Consider the following 19,871-nt stretch of genomic DNA (forward strand, 5'->3'; position numbering starts at 1 on the left):
ACGCCCTCCCCGTCGGCAACGTGACCCGATCTTCATCAACTCACGGCTCAGGGTTAAAAGCAGCCACCGCTGTAGCGCTCTACGCTGCCGTGGGTGGCTTGGTGGCCTGAATTGTCGGCCTGCTGGGGTCATAGCCTTCAGCGTCAGGGTAAACGTCCCGGTATATGGCGCGGGATATGGTCTCTATCGTTTCAATGCCGTAATCCCACCCTTCGTTTGCGGGATGTCCCTCGGGAACCCTGTTGTTTTCGGTGAGCACGACCAGCCCGGAGTCGTAACCGTTCTCCGTGAGGACTGCCATGCTGTTCACCTTCCAGTCGCCTCTGTCAAAAGCGTCGACGTCAGGGTTCTGGCTACGCTGCAACCAGCCGTTCTTCACATGGATCACGGAGTCCACCGGAGCGCCGGCCGTGGCTCCCCACCTCTGGACACTCTGAACCTGATTCATGAGTTCAAGAGCGTAAGAGCGAGCCTTGCCACCGAGGACCGAGTCGTCGTGACCCGAGAATATGCGCAACAGCTTGGCCTGGTCGTGTGCTGTGACCTGGGTGAGCCCCCAGGATCCTTCCTTGTCGAGGACGGTGTTGTCCATCCCGGCCTTGTCAAGGAATTCCTGGATCTTGACGGGGTTCGGCTTCGCGGGATCCTTCAGATCGGACAACTGCTTCCACAGCGTGGTCGCGGATGCGTTGTCCGAATCGGTGATCATCTTACGCGCGAGAGCGTCTTCTGTCTCGGTCAGGTTGCCGCTCTTCTGATACAGCAAGGCCCCGAGGATTATCGTCTTCACCACGCTGGCCGAGTCGTACTTCTTCGAAGCGTCGGAGGTGCACCGGGTATTGGTGTTCCGGTCATAGAAGGAGAGCGACGCCATGCTCTTCCGGCTTGCCAGCGCCTCGGCTATATCGCTGGACAGTTTCCTGGCCAGCTCTTGATCCTTGGAGGTGCATCGCACCGTCGAGGAGACCGCCTTGGCCCTCTGCGGTGCTGCGGCGGCGGAAGGTGTAGCCGCCGCGATGGGCCCTACCACCGCTCCAGCTCCTATGGCCACTGCGGTGAAGGTGGGTGCCCATCTCATATCTGATCACTGTCCTTTCAAGTTCCCTGAACCCGCGGGTTGAGGGAATGTGGGGGGAGGGAAGTCGGAAGCATCGCTGGCATGGCATGGCATGGCATGGCCCTGGCCCTCTCCGTCGGGCAGGGCAGACGGGGGAGCGTGATGGAGAGCAACTGCCGGGTGTGCAAGGCCGCCTGGCGGGATTTCCTCTGCGGATGTCAGCCGCTTGAACCGGTTTGCGGGCTGGTGACGGTGGGCCCTTTCCCGTTTGGCCAGCCCTTCGACAGATGCTCGGCGCTCCCCCTGAGAGGCGCGGGGTGATTCTGGTCGGTAGAGGTGGGGGAGCCGATCAGCGACAGGCTGGTAAGGGCAGCGGTGGCGAGGGCACCTGCCATCACACTTCTCCGTCGGTCTCGAGCAGAGACTGTGCGCAGCGTTGTTAACACGGAGATCTCCTTTTTGCTTTCCACCAGGCGTCGGCCGCTTGCTGTTCGCGCCGGTACACGGGGCTTGTCTGCTGCCTTCAGCGGTACGTGCACGGCGGCGCGGCTCCTCCTTCCACGGTTGAGGAGATGTCGCCTTCCCCCGCAGGGTTCCGAAAACGAATCGGTAACTTGCAGTCGTGGTCGTGGTCGTGGTCGTGGTCGTGGTCGTGGTCGTGGTCGTGCGGGTACGGGTAAGGGACCGGTGCTGGTCCAGGCGCTCAACAAGAGCCTCTCGCTACTTGGATGCCATGTGGTTCTAAGAAGTAACTAAGAGTCGTTAGTTCTGCGGAGCACGAACTCCCGTATATACCGGTGCTTTTCCGGACACGCGGCGCGAAAATTGCTGCGCTCGACGCCAGCAACCCGCTGACTCGGCAGTGTCAACCGCCTTGCTGTGGTCGAACGGCAGCGGCTCGACGTCGGTGAAGCCGGTGTTCGTACGCCACGGAGGAGCAGCCCGCGACGGACAGTGCTTCCACAACTCAAAGAGTGGACCGGATCGTCGGGGGCGCGCCGTGCGGCCTGCCGGGCGCCGAAGCGGGGCGGGCGGGGGCGGAGGCGGAGGCGGAGGCGGTGGCAGGATCAGCGGGACGTGAGGGGAGCCGGAGCCCTCACCGTTCGGTCTGGCTTCGTCGGCTCATTTCCTAGGGCGTGACTCGACGTATTCGAAGGCCCGCTCTTCCATGGCCTGCTTGCGTTCGTCCCACGAGTAGATACGGCGGATGTCGTAACCCCTGTCGGCCGGTTCCTGCACGATGATGTCGTGGCCCGACAACTCCACGGACCGGGGTCGCTCACCCTGGTCGAGGATCACGGTGACCCGGCCGTCTTTGACGGTGAAGGCCCACAGGAACAGGAAGTAACGCCCCGACGCGATGCCGAGCAGCAGTTCGTCCTTACCGTCGCCGTTCATGTCCCAGTACTGCGGCGTCTGGACGGGGCACGGTTCTTGTCCGGCGGTCTTGCAGGCCTTGATCTTCTTTTCCGTGCCCTCCTCGTCGAGGGGTGTGGTCAGCGTCGCGGCGTGGGCCTTGGCGATGGCGAGGGCCGAGACCCGGTGGATGTCGCCGGAAGGCACGCGCGGTAGCCCTCGCACCCGTGACGGCACATCGTCCGAGAGCTCCGAATTGGGCTCGCCGAGCGGCGGCGGGGCCTCTCTGGTGGTCCACAGCTGCTTGGGGGCCGAAACGGGCCGCGTGCGGCCGGCGCTCTTGGGCTCGCCGACACCGGTGCAACCGGTCAACAGCAACAACGCGGACGCCAGCGTGAAGGCGATCACCCGCAGTGCCGCCCGGGCGCGCCCCTCGGGAGCCGGCAGAGGGCTGGGCATCGGCACGTCATGTCCAATCGCGGCGGAGGGCAGGTCCACATCGCCCATGATGCTGCCTACCCTGCCCCGGGGTAATCCGGCCGTGCTGTAACGGCGTGCCGTGGGAGGAAGAGGCGGTGCCCTTACGGAGTGGCGGCCGGGCCACGGAGCCGATGGTGCCGTCGCAGCACTAGGTGTGCCGAATCGCGTTCACCAGTCCGGCGACGAGGTGCGCCCGCTCGGCCATGGCGTCGACCACCAGGTACTCGTGGTCGGCGTGGGCGCCGCCCCCGACTGCTCCGAGGCCGTCGAGTGTGGGCACGCCCAGTGCGGCCGTGAAGTTGCCGTCGCTTCCGCCGCCGACCGCCTTGCCTTCGAGGTCCGGAAGCAGCCGCTTGGCCACCGCAAAGAGCTCGGTCGAGGCCGACTCGGGCATCGGGGGCCGACTGATGGCGCCCTGAACCGCGATCTCCGCCTCGTCGAGGTGTGGAGCCAGTGCCGCGAACGCCGATTCGATGCGTTCCTTCTCGTCGGCCGACTCGACCCGGACGTCGACGATGACGGTCGCCTCCGCGGGAACGACGTTGTCGAGGGTTCCTGCGGACGCAACGGTCGGGGTGACGGTCGTGCCGATGTCGGGCCGACCCAGCGCCGCGATGTCCAGTACCTGGTGTGATGCTTCGATCAGGGCGTTGACCCCGGCTGCGGGCTCAAGGCCTGCGTGCGAGGCCCGGCCCGCGACAGACACCTGGAACGTGCCGCAGCCCTTACGGCCGGTCTTCAGGCCTCCGCCGTCCGCGGCGCCCTCGAGCACGAGGACAGCGCCGCAGGCAAGGGCTCGTTCTTCGATGAGCGCCCGAGAGGAACGGGAGCCGACCTCTTCGTCGGCGGTCACCAGGATCTCGACACCTGACCGGTCATCGAGCGTCGCCAGGCCATGAACGGCCTGTACCAAACCGCCAAGCATGTCAAAGACCCCGGGGCCGGTTGCCTGCCCGTCTTCGACCATGAACGGGCGGCGTTCAAGGGTGCCGAGCGGAAACACCGTGTCATGGTGACCGAGGATCAGTACTTGGGGATCGCCACCGGCTGACCAGTGGACGTGCGGCCCGGCTTCGCTCTCCACGAGGACGGCCTGTCCGCCGAGGCGGCTCTCGATGACAGCGGCGACGGCTTTGGCCGATGCCGTCAAGGCGTCGAGATCGCGCGAGGGAGACTCGATTTCGACGAGTGTCCTGAGGTCTTCGATCATCGCGTCAACGCTCACATTGACGGTCTTGTGCGTCGTCACGCGGCAAGGGTACTGGGTGCTGGGTATGCCGTGACGGAGTGGAGTCAGCTGTTGCCTGTCCGGGGCACGGTTTCCTGGTGCCTGTTCTCGTCGAGGTGTGGGAGGCCGTCAGTCTTCGAGGTGGCGGGTGTCGCCGAGGCGGGCGAGCTGGCGGTTGTGGAAGAAGTCGTCCTCGCGCAGGTGGGTGATGCTGCCCGAGGGCGCCCGGAGATTGACATAGCCGAGTGAGTCGATCGGCATTCTGATCCAGGCCGCCACGACGAAGGTCAGGGCGAAACCGTGGGTCACGATGATCTGGTGCTCGTAGGGGTGTTGGAGGATCTCGTCCATGGCGGCGTAGACGCGCCGGGCGAAGGCCGCCTTCGTCTCGGCTCCGGGAACGCCCTCGTCATGGCCCATCCGGTCACCGGCGGCGGGCGGGGGAGCGAAGCGCTTGTCCAGCCACTCCTGGGGCCTTCCCTCCGCCTCGCCGTAGGACTTCTCCCGCAGCCTGCGGTCCAGTACGGGTTCGACGCCGAACAGTGCGGCGATCTCCTCGGCCGTGCGCCGGGTCCGTAGTAAGTCCGAGGAGATCAGCTCGACGTCGGCGTCCTCGGGGATCTCGGTCCGCAGTGCCCGGGCGATGGCGGCGGCTTCGCTCAGGCCGGCCGGCGTGAGGTGCGAATCGTGCCACCCTCCGACCAGGCCCTCGACGTGGTGGCTCGCCTCCGGGTGAGTGACGACGTGGATACTGCGCACCAGCGCGTGCCTTTCTGGTCAAGGGGGTTCTGTCCTGCCTGACGCCGGACCGTACCGTATGGGAGGGCCGGGGAGCCGGGATTCAGGAGAGGGAGAGCTCCAGAACCATCAGGCCCCACAACAGGCGGGCGTGGTCCTGGCCTTGTGCATGTTCCGTGAGGACTCTTCGTACGGCGGCTTGGCTCAGAAAGCCGGAGGCGCACAGCCGGGGTCTGGTCAGGACATCGGTGGTGAAGTCCCAGAGCGTGGTGCCCGGTGTCATAAAGGCGCCGACGGGGAACGTGAACGGCTGTTTCTGCCGCTCCTGGACCGCCCGTGGGATGAGCCCCCTGCCGGCGTCCCACAGGATCTGTTTGCGGAGGGACGCCTTGACCTTCAGTGCGTCGGGGGTGCGTTGCGCGAACCCGGTGACGGACGGCTGGCAGTAGGGCACGCGGCCCTCGACCGCGTGCGCCATGGAGAGGTGGTCGAGCTTGCGCAGATTGAGGCTGGGCAGCTTGTGCAGCCGGTCGAAGGTCAGCAGCTGCTCCAGACGTGAGGGAGCCGGCCGGTTCAGCAGCTCAAGGGACCGCTGCCGGCTGCTCACACCGTTGTCGAGCATCGCCCGGTACTCGGGGGTGTAGAGCTGCCGGTACTGCGCCTGCGGGATCAGCGACAGCCGGTCCAGGTAGCTGGCCTGCCAGGTTGCGTCGTCCGCCGCGAGGGCCGTGCTGTAGCGGCGGTAGCCGCCGAACTGCTCGTCCGCTCCGTCGCCCACGAAGCAGACCCGGAACGAGCTGTTCGAGATCTCCCGGAACAGGACGTACGCACTCAGGGCGTGTGGTGTCGCGTTCGGGGTGCCCAGCGCCGTCACCATGGCCGGGATCAGCTCGGGCAGCTGCGCGACGCGGATCTCCACCACTTCGAGCGGGATGCCGGCGTGTGCCGCGGCCTGACGTGCGTAGCTCTCCTCGTCCGAGGTGTGGCTGCCCTCGTGGGTCACATGGAAGCCGGTGACATCGGCGCGACGCCGGCTGAGCAGCGTGGCGAGGATGGCGGAGTCGAGCCCGCCCGAGACCTGGAGAGCCACCGGCGCGGACTGCTGGGACATCTGCGCCACTTCCCGGGTCAGCAGGGCGGCGAGGCTGTCCGGTGTGCATCCGTCGGCCGTCGGTGGCGCGGCGGTGTCCCGCGACTGCCGGACGGCGGTGGTGCTGCCGTCGTGGACCAGGTGCTCACCCGGGTGCAGGGAGGAGGCCCCGGTGTACCACGACGAACCGGGGGGCAGGCACTGCCAGTTCATGTAGTGGTCGATGGCGAGCGGGTCCACGTCGAGGGGTTTGGTGCGCAGGGCGGTGAGACCGCGCAGCTCGGACGAGAACGTGATGCCGTCCTGGGTGACCGCGTAGTACAGGCTCTTGACGGCGAGCGGGTCGCACCACAGCTTCAGCCGGGGCCCGGAGCGCAGGTCCACCAGGGCGATGGCGTACATGCCTTCGAGCCGGTCCACGAAGCGATCGCCGTGGAGTTCGTAGTACGGCACCAGGACCGAGCCGTCCGAATCGCCGTCGATGTGCACGCCGTGTCCGGCGAGTTCCTTCCTGATGGCGCGGAAGTTGTAGATCTCGCCGTTGAAGACCGCGTACACCGAGCCGTCGGCGTTGGTGAACGGCTGGCGGCCGTGGGACGGGTCCTGGATCGAGAGGCGGTTGCAGCCCAGGCCCCAGTTCTTCCCTCGGGCGTAGTGTTGTTGATCCGGGCCGCCCGACAGCTGGGCGTCCCGGGCCGCGTCCAGAGCGGTCACCTCGAGATCAGGTCCGAAGTAGCCGTAGATCCGGCACACGTGCGTCTCCCCCCTGGCGATCGGCGAAGGCTGGGCCTCTCAGGCGGACTTGTTGTTCTCCCCGGAGGGCGCCGTACGGCCGGCGGCCCACTCCTGGAGCGGCAGCCGGTGCTCGGCGGCGGCCCGCGCCGTCATGGCGGTCAGCAGCTCGCGCAACGACGGAACGCCGGCTTCGGCCTCGCGGGCGCGGAAGCAGTACTCGTTCGAGATCTCGGCGTTCCAGCTCATCGTCTGATGGAGTTCGCTCTTCAGCAGGCCGAGAAAGTCCTGCCGGCCGACGAACGCCTCGGCCTCGTCGCGCACTTGGCGGATCTCGGCGAAGGCCAGATCGATGAGGTCGAGCCACTCCAGGACGGTGTCGGCCGCCGCGGCCGGATCCGCCACACCGTAAGCGTTCAGGTGGCGGAACCGGTCGGTCAGCCCGGAGAGCGGTGCGGGCAGCCGGGCCAGGAAACGGGCCAGGTACTTCGGGTTGCGGTTGGTGTTGCCGTACACGTGGGTCAGGCCCCGGAAGGTGTCGACACCGAGCTTGCGGGCCGCGATCAGCGCCGATTCGTAGTCGCCCTGGGCCCACATGCCGGCCAGGTCGCGGAAGTCCGGATAGCTGCCGACCGCGGTGCGGAACGCCGTGTACGCGACCTCACCCGGGCGCACCGCACTCGCGACCTTCTCGAACTCCGCGGCGTTCGTCAGCGGGACACCGTACGTGAGGCGGGACAGCAGACGGAAGTCCACGGCCGAGGCGGCGAAGCCGGAGGACTTGCGGGCGCGGCTCTTCATGTGCGCGTACAGCTGCGCGTGCGCGGCCAGCATGTCCGCGATCTCGTGGACCGTCCAGTACTCGACGTCCACCCCGAGCAGGCTGTTGGGGAGGTAGTCGAAGCTGGCCCTCACCCGGTCACCGCTCGTGTAGTACCTCATGTGGCTTGCGCGGGGGAAGGTGTTGCGGTGGAACCTCTCGTCCTTCGACTGCGCGATGACGCAGAAGTCGAAGTCCGACGACGGGGTGCCGGATCCGTCCACGAGCGAGCCGGACAGCATCAGGATGTCGCTGTCCACGAGATGGATTTTCGCCAGGACGGCCTCCTCGTCGACGTCGTCCATACCGTTGACCGCGGAAAGGTGTGCACGGAAGGAGAGCACGGCTGCTCTGCCCCTCTCTGCCTGTGTGGAGTGTGCTCGGCGGTTGCCGGCACCGGCCGTGGGCCCGGGATGCCGGATAGCGTGTCCCGGTGACTTCGCTGAATCTTCGACACTCGGTGCGGGCGATCGTCCTGGACGAGGACGAGCGCATGCTGCTCTGCCGGTTCGTCCTCCGGGAAGCGGCAGGGACGACCGTGCTGTGGGCCGCGCCCGGCGGAGGCGTGGCACCGGGGGAGACCCCACTCGGTGCCCTGCGGCGGGAGCTGCGCGAGGAGGTGGGCCTGACTGTCGCCTGCGATCCGCCTCATGTGTGGCACCAGGAGGTCGTCGATCCCGGCATCAGCGCGGGGTACGACGGCGTCGTCAACGATTACTACCTCGTCCGCACCGCGTCCTTCACCCCGCGCGGGGACCTGACAGAGGAGCAGCTCGCCGCGGAGAACATCAGCGGTACGCGCTGGTGGCGGGCACCGGACATCGTGGATCACCGCGGCCCGGACCTCTTCTCGCCCCGCGATCTCGGCACCCCGCTGACCGCGCTGCTCACCGGCGGGATTCCGGCCCGCCCGGTACGGCTCGGCCTGTGAGGCGGTGAGCCGGTGCCCGGCCCGGCCCCGGCACATGCGCGCGGAGATGGCCGGCGAGCCGTTCGACCTGCCGGCGCACCTCGCGGAACTCGTAGCGGAAACGGAAAGTGGGCAGCGCCGTCAGGGCGTCACGGGTGTGCCGGAGGCTTCCGGGGGCGGGCTCGTGGCCGAAGATGTTGAGGTGCTTGTTCGGCAGGCGCAGGACGTGCTTCTCCAGCAGCCCTTCGCGTTCGGACGGCGGTACGGGCGCCAGCTCGGCCTCTGACGGGTCGTCGGCGAGACTCAGGTGCACCAGCGCATCGACCCTGGCGGACTGCCCGATCTTCGTGTGCAGCAGATCCGCGTACTCCCAGGGGTAGATGAGAGCCGTCCCGTGCTCCTCGACTCCCGACTCCCGCAGGCTCAGCAGCGTCTGGTTGGCGGGGTGGGTCAGCGAGGACCGGACGGCCTGCGCCCGGTCCCGCCCGAAAAGCAGGTCCAGGGTGTCCAGCCGGACCGAGATGGACCGGGGCCAGCCGGCACCCAGCACACCGTCCCCGTCCTGCTCCGCCGTCAGGCTCACATCGTCGTTGCAGACCATGACGCCCGAACCGTGCAGCACGCCGGCCATGATGAAGGAGGTCTTGCCCGCCCGGCTGCCGCCGACCAGGGCGACGCCGAGGCTGTTCAGCTCGATCAGCCCGGCGTGCAGGAAGAGCACACCCTGCCGGCTCGCTGCCGAGCGGTGCACCGCCCGGGTGGCCCGTAGGAGGGACTGGGTGACCCACGCCTCACCCTGGGGGGCGAGGTGGAAGAGGGTCCTGCGGGCGTGATCGACCGCGTAGTCCACCGCTACTTCGCCCTGTGCGACGACCGACTCCGGCACCGCGCTGGCCGGGGGAGCGGCGTCCGCGATCACCTGCCATGCCCCCGGCGCGGAGGCTCCCGGTGCGAGGGTCAGATACGGGCTCGCGAGCCGGTCGATGCGCTCGGCGACGGACGGTGTGCACGTCAGGCCGGTGGTGGCGAAGCGTGAACGCACGGTGTACCGGTGCGTCGGGCTGCTCGGGTCCATGGTGTGTCTCACCCCCGTGTCTGTGTACGGCCCGGTGAGGGGTCGGCGGGGATGCCAGGACCTGGGCCGCTCGGTCGATCATGACAAGATCTCCGGGCCCTGTCCGGACCGATTCCGCTGAGCGGAACGGGCGTGGGGTGAGGTGAACCGTCAATTCCCCTCGGGCGCGGGGGACATATGACCCGGGCCGCCATTTTCCGTCGTACGCAAGGGACTTGGGTCCTCGTCCGTCACCATCGGGCCACGGGTGTCCCAGCCCAATTCGCGCTGCCCACGGAAGAATCTGCCGTTGGACCGCGCGCCGGGAAGGCTCAGCAGCCGCACCAGATCGTCCGCTGCGGGGCCGGGCCGGTGCGGAGCGGACTCCGTCCCCATGTCGGTCCGGATCCAGCCCGGGCAGTAGGAGAAGGCGGACAGGTCTCCGCCGCCGGCCGTGAAGTGCCGGGCCACCGTGAGGACCAGGGAGTTGACCGCCAGCTTGGACGAACGGTAGGCGAACGACGCCCCGTCGGCGTCCTGGAGCCTCCCCATGCCCGAGGAGACACAGACGATCCGGCCCGACCCGCGCGCGAGCATGTGTGGCGCGTACTTCAGGACCAGCTGCGCGGTGCCGAAGAGGTTGACCTCGAAGGTGTCCCGCAGATCGGCCAGGGAGAGCGCGAAGAGGTCGCCGTATCCGCCGCGAGGGTCGTCCAGGTAGACCCCGGCGTTGTTGACGAGCACATCGATGTCCTCGGTGGCGAACAGGCCGTCCGCGAGCGGTTTGCGCAGATCGACCACCTGGTAGTCGTCCAGGGCGTCGCTCTGCGGTGAGGCGGCCAGGCCGGCTCCCAGCACGCGGTAGCCGGCCGCCTTGAGGGCGCGGCACAGGTGTGCCCCCAGGCCGCGGGAGACACCGGTGACCAACGCGCTCGGCATGCCGGCGAGCGTAGCCGGTTCGCCGCCGGTCTGTCTGCGGTGAGAAGCTGGTCCGACGGGAGCGGGCGACGAGCCTCGTTCTTGTACGTCGTTTGCTCAACGAGACCGCGGCGCAGGCCGGTTGCGCCGTGCCGGGGCATCAGAGGAAGAGGAGGCGGCGGATGCGCGGGCACCGACTGCTGGTTACCGGGGCGAGCGGAGCGGGCAGCACGACCCTGGGCCGCTCGCTCGCGACCCTGTGGGCAGTACCGCACGCGGACGTGGACGACTACCTCTGGCTGCCGACCTCTCCGCCCTACACCCACAAGCGTCCCGTCGAGGAACGCCTCGCCCTGATGAACGCCCTGTTCGTGCCGCGCGACGCCTGGGTGCTGACCGGGTCGCTGCGGGGCTGGGGCGACAGCGTCGTCGCACAGGCCGACGGTGTGGTGTTCCTGACCGTCGACGCGGACACCCGCATGGACCGGCTGCTGCGCCGTGAGGCCGTCCGGTACGGCGACACCATCGCTCGCGGCGGCACCCGCGAGGCGGCCCACCACGACTTCATGGACTGGGCACGGGGCTACGAGGACGCCGAGGGCCCGGGCCGCCGGGCCAAGGACGAGCGCTGGCTGGCGCAGCTCACCTGCCCGGTGCTGCGGCTCGACAGCACCCAGCCGGTGGACCGGCTGGTCGCCGCGGTGACCGACTGGCTCGGCGGCGAGCTGGCCACGGGCGACCGCCGGCCATGACCGGCCCCGCACCCCTCACCGTCCGGCACGCCATGGAGCTCGTCCTGGCCGGTGCCGCCGAGGCCCTTGAGGGCCGCGGCCTCAACTCGTCCTACCGGGTCACCGCACACGGCCGGACGCTCTCGGTGAAAGTGCACTGTGCGGACCGCTCCTCCGCCACCGAGCTCCGGCGCATCCAGCGCGTGGACGCGGCGCTGAGCGGCACGGCCTGGTACCCGCCGGTGCTCGACATGGGGTTCCACGCGGCGGATCGCCCCCGGCTGGTGGTGATCCGGCCGTACGTGCCGGGCACCCCCTCGGACGATGCGCGCCAGCACCTGGACCAGGTCGTCGACGTCCTCGCGGAACTGGCGGCACGGGCAGACGGCGTGGAGGCCGGGGAAGACCTGGTCGGGGACTACGCCTCGCCGTGGGTGTCCGGCGCGGAGCGGGAGCGCGCGCTCGTGGACCCCCTCCTCACCGGCGCGTGGGAGAGTCTCGCGCGGGCCATGGACGACAACCTCGGCGCACTCCGGGACAGTGCGGTGCGGCTGACACGTCCGGACGTCCTGCTGATCCACCACGGCGACCTGCACGGCCGGAACCTGATCTCCGGCGGCTCCCGGCCGCTGACCGTGATCGACTGGGACGAGGCCGGTTTCTCCCGCCGGCCGGCCGACGCGGGCAAGGCGCTGTGGCTCTCCTGCCGCCTCGGCCGCGGTGACTTCGTACTGGACCCGCAGGCGCTCCGCCGCTTCCTTACGCAGCTGCATGCGCGGCTGCGTATGCCGTACGCGAGCGCCGGTGACCTGGCGCGGCTCGGGGCCCTGTGGTTCCTGCCGAGGCATGGCCATGTGAGGCTGCTCGGGCAGCGCGACGCGAGCCTGGGACCGTGGTACCTGGACTGGGTCTCGCGCTTCTGGGCGCGGTTCCGGCAGAACCTGGACCTGCTCACCGAGACGGCGGCGGAGCTCGGCACGGACGCGGACCGCGGCCGCTGACGGTCACGTCCGTACCGCGCCCCGAGAGCCGGTCACTTCCGCGCGGCGTCCGGGAACTCGTCCGCCAGCTTCGCCACGTCGGCTGCGCTGCCCACGGAGCAGCGCAGCACGGGCAGTTGTGTGAGGTGGTCCAGGAAGGCGTCGAGGGACGGGGGTGCGGCACGCCGTCGGGTGGGGACGTTCAGCCAGTCCTCGCTGTACAGGTTGTCGTCGAGGGAGAAGCAGTTCCTCCTGATCACCGCGGCGGTGTCGTCGGGCGTCGCGGGTTCGAGGCAGTAGCCCGCCGTGAGATCGACCCGGGGCAGGAGCACACCGGCGAGCGGGGCGTTCGGCACGACGCGCACGCCGAGATAGCGGCTGACCTCCTGCGAACTCAGCTTCAGCTTCTCCTCGCCCTGGAAGCGGTCCCAGTCCGATTCCGGCGGCGGGAAGCCGGCCCGCACGGACCAGGAGCCGAAGTCGGTGACGCCCATGACGTCGAGTGACCCCTTGTTGATGGCGAGCGGCAGCGGGCAGGCCGTCACCTCGTAGCCGTGCGTCCGCCGGTCCAGATGCATACGGTCGTTGCCCATCCAGCCGGAGGAGGGCAGCAGCCGGGCCAGCGCGATGGCCGTGGTGGACTTGCCGGCCCCGGAGTCCCCGATCACCAGATAGGCGCCGCCGTCGTGGACGAACGCCGAGGAGTGCAGGATCAGGGAGCCCTCGGCCTTGGCGATCCGGGTGGCCACATCGCGGATGATCCGGGTCAGCCACCGGTCGCCCAGAGACGACCGGGGACGTACGAGGGTGATGCGCCGCTCGGTACGTATCAGGGCGGCCACCTCGTCGGAGTTCACGTCCTGGAGCGTGAAGACGGTGCCGGTGCCGGCGTCGAAACACGGCAGCCGGTAGTGCCGGGTGAGTTCGTACTCGCCCGGCGTGGCGGTGGCGGCGACCTCATGCAGCAGATCGTGGATCTCGGTGGGGTCGCGGGTCAGATCGACCACGGTGAGGTCGGGTTCGGGCTCGTGGGAGGGCTCGGTCACGCCCAGCATCCCGGGCGGAAAGAAGGTCTCCGACACCAGCCCGTCGGCCTCGGCGGAGGTGGTGACGATCCTCAACGGCTGGTCGCGGACCAGCAGATACCGGGTGGTGGCGCCGGCCGGGTCACCGGCGGCAAGTTCGCTCACACGCATGAAGGCTCCCAAAAGAACGGTCCGGCCGGCCGGAACACCAGCAGAGCGGCGGAACTGTGGTCAGAACAGAGGGCAGGGCCGGGCGGTACCGCGGCGGAACACCGTCCAGGTGCGGAACCCGATCTCGCTGAGCACCTTGACCACTTCCGGGTACTGGTCACAGACGCGTTCGGGAACGTGCGCGTCGGAGGCGAAGGTGATCGGGACCTGGAAGTGGTGGGCGCGTTCGAGGAGGTCGAATTCGGGATACCAGCCGCCGCACCTCTTGGTGTCACCCGAGGTGTTGATCTCCATCACGGCACCGGAGTCCCGGATCGCGCGCAGCATCTCGTCGGCCGCGGCGGGCGCAGGGACGGCACGCAGCTCAGGGAAGTTTCCCTTCAGCGCGTCCACATGCCCCATCACATGGAAGAGCCCGGACCGGGCGCATGCGGCCACCGTCCGGAAATACCGTGCCTTGACGGCGGCGACCTCGTCGTCCTCGACGGTCTCCCAGCGGGTGACGTCGAAGATGTCCCGGCCCTCGAACATATGGACCGAGCCGATGACGTAGTCCAGCGGAAAGCCGCTCAGCGCCTTTGTGTACGGGTCCATGCGGCCGCTGAAGAAGTCGGCCTCGGTGGAGACCAGGATCTCGATGCTGTGCGCGAACTCCTCCTTCAGCGCCAGGGCTTCGGCGATGTAGGAGGGGAACTCCGACTTGGGCATCGCCACCCGCGGCAGCGCATGGTCCTCCTCGGCCGCGAACATCGGGGTGTGGTCGGAGAGCCCCAGGACCTTGACGCCCTTGTCCAGCGCCGCCGTGACATAGTCCCGCAGTGAGCCGGTGGCGTGCCCGCAGCGGTTGTGGTGCGTATGCAGATCGATCACGTCGTCACACCGCCAAGTATCCGCCGTCTACCGGGAGATCGGCACCCGTGATGAAACTGGCCTCGGACGACAGCAGGAACGCGATCGGCGCCGCGACCTCGGCCGGGTCCGCGAACCGCTTCAGCAGGAACTTGCCGCCGTGTTCCGGTGCGGCCTCGGCCGCCGCCCGGTCGAGGCCGAGCGCCTCACGGTGGTACCGCTCGTTGTTGGCGTTCCACACGGTCCCAGGGCTCACCGAGTTGACCCGGATGCCCCGCGGGGCCAGCTCCTCGGCGGTGCACCGGGTGAAGCCGAGCACGGCGGCCTTGCTGGTGTTGTACGTCAGATAGCCGCTCTGGGCGATATGCGCCGAGATGGAGGCCATGTTCACGATCGCGGCGTCGGCGTCGCGCGCCGGCAGCCCGGCCACGAACTCCCGGGTGACCAGGGAGAGTCCGACGATGGTGGGGTCGAACGCGGCGTGCCAGTCCTCCGGGGTCGCCTCCAGGCCCTTGAAGACGAAGCCCGCGGCGAGATTCACCAGCAGGGTCGGCCTCGGCCAGTCGGCGGGCAGGCCCGTGAAGGCCGCCGCCACCGCCTCCGGGTCCGTCACGTCGCCCTCGGCCAGCCGCACCTCATGGCCCCGCGCCCGCCATGCGTCCACCGCGGCCCGGCCGTGCTCGGCGCTCTTGTCGTAGATCAGGACGCGGCAGCCCTCGGCGCACAGCCGGTCGGCGACCGCGGCACCGATCCCCTGGGCACCGCCGGTCACCACCGCGGTCCGCCCGGCGAGCCCGCGCGCGAGACCGGTCATGTTCCCCACCCCTTTCCCATGGCGCACCAGTGCCGTACACGAGCGAGGACCGCGTCACGGTGCAGGTTCTCGGTGGCCCCGTGCGGGGCCACGGTCTCTCCGGAGTCCTCGGTGAGGTTGCGGTCGGCGGCCAGCGCCGCCACCGCCGCCGGGGACTCCCCGCGTGCGGCCAGCGACCGGCCGAACGCGGTGCTCTCGATGCCCCGTCCGTCGAGGGCGGCGAAGTACCGCCAGACCTGGAACATCCCCTCCAGGTGGCCCGCCGACAGATGGACGGCGTTGCGGCCCTCGGAGAGGGCGATCCCGTGCTCACGCGCCAGGTTGCCCAGGGCGCCGCGCAGCGACGCCGGGGCCGCTTCGGCCGGGTGGAGTGCCCCCAGGAGCTCGCCGCGCAGTTCGTCGATCTCGCGGTGGCTGTGGCATTCGAGGAGGCCGACCAGGGCCCCGGGACGGGTGTAGCCCGCGGTCAGGGCCGGCAGGAAGCCGTTCAGCACCACGGCCGGGCAGCCGTTCAGCTCGGTCACCGAGGCGTACGAGCCGGAGCCCAGCTTGTGGATGCCCGCCGCCCGGCAACGCTCCTCCAGGGCCGTGGGGGAGAGGTCCGCCTCGCGCGTCATCGCCTCGTACGGCCCGAGGACGTCGTCGGTCCGCGAGCCGGCCATGAGCGCCCCGAGTTCCCGCCGGGCACCGGAGGACAGCGCCTCGGCCCCGTCCATGGCGACCCGGTGCAGCCGCGGATAGTGCAGCAGCAGATACCCGCGCCCGCCGAAGTCCCCGGCCGGCAGCACGGCGCCGCGCAGGACGGTCACGTCCCCCTGGCCGAGCACCCGTACCGTCTCCGCCAGTGCGTCGGCCGCGTGGACGGCCGTCATGACCTCGGGCTTGACCAGGACCACGACGTGACTGCCGGTCTGCGGCGCCGGTGCCCGCGGGGGCCCGGTGTCCGAGCGCCGGCCGGTGGCCCGCGTCCCGGTCACGAGGGCCCGCGCCTCCTCACCGGTCACCACAGGGTGATGCCCTTCTCGATCAGCTCGACCGTCAGGTCTCCCGAGCCCGCGACCGCGGTCTCCACGAGGGCCTTGAGAGCCGGCTCGTCCGCGGTGGGGGAGGTCACGACGACCTCGTCCGGGCGCTCCAGCGGCGCCTCCTTGGAGGTGAAGATGTGCACCTGCGCCGGTCCGCCGAACTCCTCGTGCACCTGCCGGGCGAGCCGCATGGCCAGAACGTTGTAGATCTTGCCGGTGTGGTCCAGCGGGTTCTTGCCCGCGGGCGCCTCGATGCTCATCGGCCGCATGGGGGTGATGAGTCCGTTGACCCGGTTCCCCCGGCCGACGACGCCCACATCGCCGGTGTCCGCGACGGAGCCGAGCGCGGTGAGGTAGGGGCGGCCGTTGCGGTCCGTGGCGTTCATCAGCATCCGGAAGTCCCCGATGCCCAGCGAGCCGACGAACTCCTCCAGCTCCTTCTGGATCACCGCCTTGCGCGCCAGGTAGTGGTCCATCGACTCGATGCGGGCCGCGAGGAAGGGCATGTTGACGACCAGGCTGAACGCGTCCTGCCGTCTGCTGCCGAACACCTTGACGTCCCAGCCGGTGTCCTTGTGCCGCTGTTTGAAGGCGGCACCGTTGATGAGGTTCTCCAGCCCCAGCACCACGTTCTCCAGGCGGGACAGCGGCGCGTAGCCGTGCAGCAGATTGGTGTCGTTGGAGACCAGTCCGCCGGACCGCAGCGGGACCAGGTCCCCCGCCGATGCGGGCTGGTACCGCGAGCGGCCGCGGCCCGATCCCTGGTGGTCCACCACGCCCAGTTCGACGACCAGGTGGCGGGCGGCGTCGAAACCGGTGGTGACCTCCGCCAGTACATCGGCGGCGGCACGGAACATGAGCTCCTGCACGGGGATTTCGACGCTGCCGACCCGGAAGGCCGCCTTACCGAAGACCTTCACCCGGTACGGCGAGGTCAGCTCGCCCCGCCCGTAGTCGGTGTCCGCCCCGCCGCCGTACAGCGTCACCTTGTCGAACCAGTGGTGGGCGACGCCACCGAACTCGCGGAGGCAGTGCAGGGAGTAGGAGCGGGACATGCGCTCCGCCATGGCGTCGCACATGGTGTCCGGGTGTCCCACCCCCTTGCGCTCGACCAGCTCGTAGGGCAGGTCCTCGACCGATCGGGAGTCCCGTTGTATCGACAGCATTGACCGTCTCTCTCTTCGGTGACCGGCGGATGTCAGGAGGCGAAGTCCACGAACGCGGTCCTCGCCTCGGATTCGGGCAGACCGCGCGGGGGGCTCTTGAAGAGCAGCGGGGAGGGGGCGTCCACCCGGCCGGACAGGCCGCGGTCGGCGGCGGTCTTCGCGGCGCGTACGGCATTGGCGATGACACCGGCGGCGTTCGGGCTGTCCTCCACGGTGAGTTTGATGTCGATCTGCACCTCGGAGCCGAGCACGGACCTCGCCGTGAGATTGGCGAAGCACACCTTCGTGTCGGCGAGGTGCCCGATGTAGCCGGTGGGGCCTGCCACCCCGTCGACGTCCGTCATGCCGGCCGCGCGCAGCGCATTGGCCTTCGAGGTGAACTTCGAGGCCGAGCGGCCGGCGTCCGCCAGGTTCAGGAAGTCGGTGTTGCCGCCGACGTTGAGCTGGTAGGTGCTCGCCAGCTCCAGACCGCGGCTGAGCAGCAGTTCGATCAGGGCGGTGTGCAGACAGGTGGCACCGAGGTGGCTGCGCAGATCGTCCCCGAGGAGAACGACCCCCGCGTCGGCGAACCGGCGGCTGAGGCTGTCGTCCCGGGCCAGCTCCTCGGGGGTGCAGTTCACGACAGCCGTCCCGGCGGCGAGGGCGGCGTCCGCGAACATCCGGATGGCCTGGCCGGCGCCCGTGGGCAGCGCGATGACCAGGACGTCCACGTCGTGTTCGACGAGGGCCTTGGCGACGTGCTCCTGGGTGGCGTCCTCAGCGGCGGCGGCCGGCTTCACGACGGCGCCGAGCGGTCCCGCGAGGCCGTCGAGGACCGGCGCCGGCAGGACCGGGGCGTCCCTGTCGTCGCCCAGCCCGGTGAAGGCGGTCGCGGAGATGGCGGGAGCGGTGAAGGCTTCGGCCAACGGACGTCCGACCTTCGCCGCGTCCACGTCGAACGCCGCGACGACCCGCACATCCGCGAGCCGGTAGCCACCCACCGTGTGGCACATCAGGCCCGGGAGCCGGGTGGCGGGGTCCGCCTGGGCCAGGGCGACGAACTGGGTGAAGCTCCATGCGCAGTTTCCGGCGCCGGCGAGCGCAACACGTACGGGTTTCATGACAGGTTGTTCCTTTCCACGCTGAACACCAACTCCAACTCGGCTGCTCCGGCCGCGCTTTGGGGCCCGTCCGGGCAGGGAGGAAGAATGTGCGCCGACGGCTTCCGCGGCGCGGGGCCGCGCCCTGCGCGGCACGTCAGGCCGTCCACGGCCGCGGAACCCGGCGGGCGGAGGCCGCATGGCTGTCGGCCCAGCGCCGGATGGAGCGGAACAGCACCTGCGCGGTGTCCGCGACCCGGCCGGTGACCTCGAACGGCTCGGTGACCGACAGATAGCTCTGGTAGGCGCGGAAGGCGGTGACCCGCAGCAGCTGGGCCCGGTCCAGGTACTCCTCGGCGAACGGCAGGTAGAAGCGGTTCCACTGCTCGGGCGTCACATAGGGAAGGCGCTCCAGAGCGGGCACACCGTGCTCGGCGCGCCAGGAGTTGAGGGCGTCCAGGACGGTGTCGAACGCCTCCTCCACCCGCTGGGCCCGGTCACCGCGTCCCAGGACCGACAGCCGTCGGCCCGCCGGTGGGCCGACGGCGATCAGCCTCGCCACATGGTCGGCCACGTCGTCGGTGCTGACCATGTCGAGCAGCGCCTCCTTCTCCGCCACCAGAGCGGGGACGGCGCCGCTGCACAGCGAGGAGGGCAGCCAGAAGAAGCCGCTGTAGCGGTCCAGGGCGCCGTCCGCCCTGGTCCCCATCACGATGGGGAACCGCACGATGTCGGCGCTGTCCCGCTCGGCGTGCACCAGACGTTCGGCCGCGGCCTTGGACCACTCGTAGGAGTTGCGGTAGGCGTCCCCGGAGTGCGAGGCGATGTCGCCCTCCAGGCCCGTGACGTAGGAGGACGACAGATGAACGAGGTGGGTCTCGGGGCCGATCAGGGACAGCACGGCGCGCAGCGGGGCGACGTTCGCCTCCTCGGCCTGCTCGGCGGGCAGGTTCCAGCGGGTGTCGGCGGCGCAGTGCACCAGCGCGCTCCACGGGCCGCGCAGCTCGGGAGGCGGTTCCTGCTGTCCGGCCCGCCAGGCGTACTGCCGCGGACCCGCTCCGCCGCGGCGGCTCACGCCGTAGACCCGGTGGCCGGCCGCGTCCAGCGCGCGCAGCACCGCGCTGCCCACCGCGCCGGTGGCGCCGGTCACCAGGATGCGGGTCGGCGCGGTCACGAGACTGCCGTGATCCGCCGCTCGATGGCGCGCAGCATCTGCTCGGAGTTCTCCCGCAGCGCCCTGGTGGCGACCGGGTTGAGCATGTCGGCCAGCAGCGGGATGCCGATCTCGAAGTCGACCGAGAAGGTGACCACCGAGGTCCCGTCCCCGCCGTCCGTCACCCGCCAGTAGCCGTTGAACTCGTCGAGGTCGCCGGAGACCTGGGTGAACGACATGACGCGGTTCTCCTCGTCGAGTTCGTCCTCTTCCACCCACTCCAGGACGGACCCCTTCAGCAGCACCGACCACTCGCTGGTACGGGTGCCGGTCTCCGTCTCCCCGAGAACGGACACCGACTCGACGTTCTCCATGTAGGCGGCGTAGTCCTCCAGCCGGGTGACGGCCCGCCAGGCGTCGGCCGCCGGGGCATGTATCGGGAGATTGACCTCGACATGGGGCATGGCTGTGTGTCTCCTTAAGCGCGCAGGGTGG

19 protein-coding genes are annotated in these 19,871 nt (G+C 69.5%); 3 read left to right on the plus strand and 16 right to left on the minus strand.

The window, feature by feature from the left end; genetic code table 11:
• Positions 1-79: 79 nt before the first annotated feature.
• The 6 genes from ACZ55A_RS34140 to ACZ55A_RS34165 form a co-directional block, all read right to left on the minus strand.
• Positions 80-1,078 (minus strand): serine hydrolase, encoded by a 999-nt coding sequence (locus tag ACZ55A_RS34140; RefSeq protein WP_468848591.1) that lies wholly within the window; start codon positions 1,076-1,078, stop codon positions 80-82.
• A 1,101-nt stretch (positions 1,079-2,179) separates the two neighbouring features.
• The gene (locus ACZ55A_RS34145; RefSeq protein ID WP_468848593.1) at positions 2,180-2,920 is read right to left on the minus strand and encodes a hypothetical protein; all 741 of its coding nucleotides are present in this window, start codon (positions 2,918-2,920) and stop codon (positions 2,180-2,182) included.
• 121 nt (positions 2,921-3,041) lie between these two features.
• The gene (locus tag ACZ55A_RS34150; protein ID WP_468848658.1) at positions 3,042-4,103 is read right to left on the minus strand and encodes a M20 family metallopeptidase; all 1,062 of its coding nucleotides are present in this window, start codon (positions 4,101-4,103) and stop codon (positions 3,042-3,044) included.
• Positions 4,104-4,250: 147 nt separating this feature from the next.
• On the minus strand, positions 4,251-4,880 hold the full coding sequence (locus ACZ55A_RS34155; protein ID WP_468848595.1) for a histidine phosphatase family protein: 630 nt from the start codon (positions 4,878-4,880) through the stop codon (positions 4,251-4,253).
• 82 nt (positions 4,881-4,962) lie between these two features.
• Positions 4,963-6,702 carry an asparagine synthase (glutamine-hydrolyzing) gene (gene asnB / locus ACZ55A_RS34160; RefSeq protein WP_468848597.1) on the minus strand — a complete coding sequence of 580 codons (1,740 nt, stop codon included), beginning with the start codon at positions 6,700-6,702 and terminating at the stop codon, positions 4,963-4,965.
• 39 nt (positions 6,703-6,741) lie between these two features.
• Positions 6,742-7,845 (minus strand): hypothetical protein, encoded by a 1,104-nt coding sequence (locus tag ACZ55A_RS34165; RefSeq protein WP_468848598.1) that lies wholly within the window; start codon positions 7,843-7,845, stop codon positions 6,742-6,744.
• Positions 7,846-7,934: 89 nt separating this feature from the next.
• Between ACZ55A_RS34165 and ACZ55A_RS34170 the strand changes: the two genes are divergently transcribed.
• Positions 7,935-8,432 carry an NUDIX domain-containing protein gene (locus ACZ55A_RS34170; RefSeq protein ID WP_468848600.1) on the plus strand — a complete coding sequence of 166 codons (498 nt, stop codon included), beginning with the start codon at positions 7,935-7,937 and terminating at the stop codon, positions 8,430-8,432.
• Here ACZ55A_RS34170 and ACZ55A_RS34175 read toward each other — a convergent pair.
• Both ACZ55A_RS34175 and ACZ55A_RS34180 read right to left on the minus strand, forming a co-directional pair.
• The gene (locus ACZ55A_RS34175) at positions 8,389-9,486 is read right to left on the minus strand and encodes a hypothetical protein (RefSeq protein ID WP_468848602.1); all 1,098 of its coding nucleotides are present in this window, start codon (positions 9,484-9,486) and stop codon (positions 8,389-8,391) included. The genes ACZ55A_RS34170 and ACZ55A_RS34175 overlap by 44 nt on opposite strands.
• 150 nt (positions 9,487-9,636) lie before the next feature.
• Positions 9,637-10,404 (minus strand): SDR family NAD(P)-dependent oxidoreductase, encoded by a 768-nt coding sequence (locus ACZ55A_RS34180; RefSeq protein ID WP_468848604.1) that lies wholly within the window; start codon positions 10,402-10,404, stop codon positions 9,637-9,639.
• 161 nt (positions 10,405-10,565) lie between these two features.
• On the opposite strand from ACZ55A_RS34180, the gene ACZ55A_RS34185 reads away from it, so the two are divergent.
• Both ACZ55A_RS34185 and ACZ55A_RS34190 read left to right on the plus strand, forming a co-directional pair.
• Complete coding sequence (locus ACZ55A_RS34185) at positions 10,566-11,135, plus strand: P-loop NTPase family protein (RefSeq protein ID WP_468848606.1); 570 nt, start codon at positions 10,566-10,568, stop codon at positions 11,133-11,135.
• A complete protein-coding gene (locus ACZ55A_RS34190; protein ID WP_468848608.1) occupies positions 11,132-12,115 on the plus strand; it encodes an aminoglycoside phosphotransferase family protein in 984 nt (327 codons plus the stop codon). The genes ACZ55A_RS34185 and ACZ55A_RS34190 overlap by 4 nt, the downstream gene beginning before the upstream one ends.
• Positions 12,116-12,147: 32 nt before the next feature.
• Here the strand turns inward: ACZ55A_RS34190 and ACZ55A_RS34195 are convergent, their stop codons facing one another.
• The 8 genes from ACZ55A_RS34195 to ACZ55A_RS34230 form a co-directional block, all read right to left on the minus strand.
• Positions 12,148-13,284: a hypothetical protein gene (locus ACZ55A_RS34195; RefSeq protein ID WP_468848610.1), complete on the minus strand. Its 1,137-nt coding sequence runs from the start codon at positions 13,282-13,284 to the stop codon at positions 12,148-12,150.
• 66 nt (positions 13,285-13,350) lie between these two features.
• On the minus strand, positions 13,351-14,160 hold the full coding sequence (locus tag ACZ55A_RS34200) for a histidinol-phosphatase (protein ID WP_468848611.1): 810 nt from the start codon (positions 14,158-14,160) through the stop codon (positions 13,351-13,353).
• A gap of 4 nt (positions 14,161-14,164) precedes the next feature.
• On the minus strand, positions 14,165-14,953 hold the full coding sequence (locus ACZ55A_RS34205; RefSeq protein WP_468848613.1) for an SDR family NAD(P)-dependent oxidoreductase: 789 nt from the start codon (positions 14,951-14,953) through the stop codon (positions 14,165-14,167).
• The gene (locus tag ACZ55A_RS34210) at positions 14,950-15,930 is read right to left on the minus strand and encodes a hypothetical protein (RefSeq protein WP_468848614.1); all 981 of its coding nucleotides are present in this window, start codon (positions 15,928-15,930) and stop codon (positions 14,950-14,952) included. The genes ACZ55A_RS34205 and ACZ55A_RS34210 overlap by 4 nt, the downstream gene beginning before the upstream one ends.
• Positions 15,931-15,953: 23 nt before the next feature.
• A complete protein-coding gene (locus tag ACZ55A_RS34215) occupies positions 15,954-17,144 on the minus strand; it encodes a methionine adenosyltransferase (protein WP_468848615.1) in 1,191 nt (396 codons plus the stop codon).
• Positions 17,145-17,176: 32 nt separating this feature from the next.
• Positions 17,177-18,244 (minus strand): hypothetical protein, encoded by a 1,068-nt coding sequence (locus tag ACZ55A_RS34220; RefSeq protein ID WP_468848617.1) that lies wholly within the window; start codon positions 18,242-18,244, stop codon positions 17,177-17,179.
• Positions 18,245-18,380: 136 nt separating this feature from the next.
• On the minus strand, positions 18,381-19,397 hold the full coding sequence (locus ACZ55A_RS34225; RefSeq protein ID WP_468848618.1) for an NAD-dependent epimerase/dehydratase family protein: 1,017 nt from the start codon (positions 19,395-19,397) through the stop codon (positions 18,381-18,383).
• The gene (locus ACZ55A_RS34230; RefSeq protein ID WP_468848620.1) at positions 19,394-19,840 is read right to left on the minus strand and encodes a type II toxin-antitoxin system RatA family toxin; all 447 of its coding nucleotides are present in this window, start codon (positions 19,838-19,840) and stop codon (positions 19,394-19,396) included. Before ACZ55A_RS34230 ends, ACZ55A_RS34225 begins: the two co-directional genes overlap by 4 nt.
• Between the last annotated feature and the right edge of the window lie 31 nt (positions 19,841-19,871).

This window comes from Streptomyces sp. NPDC034111 (assembly GCF_055575375.1).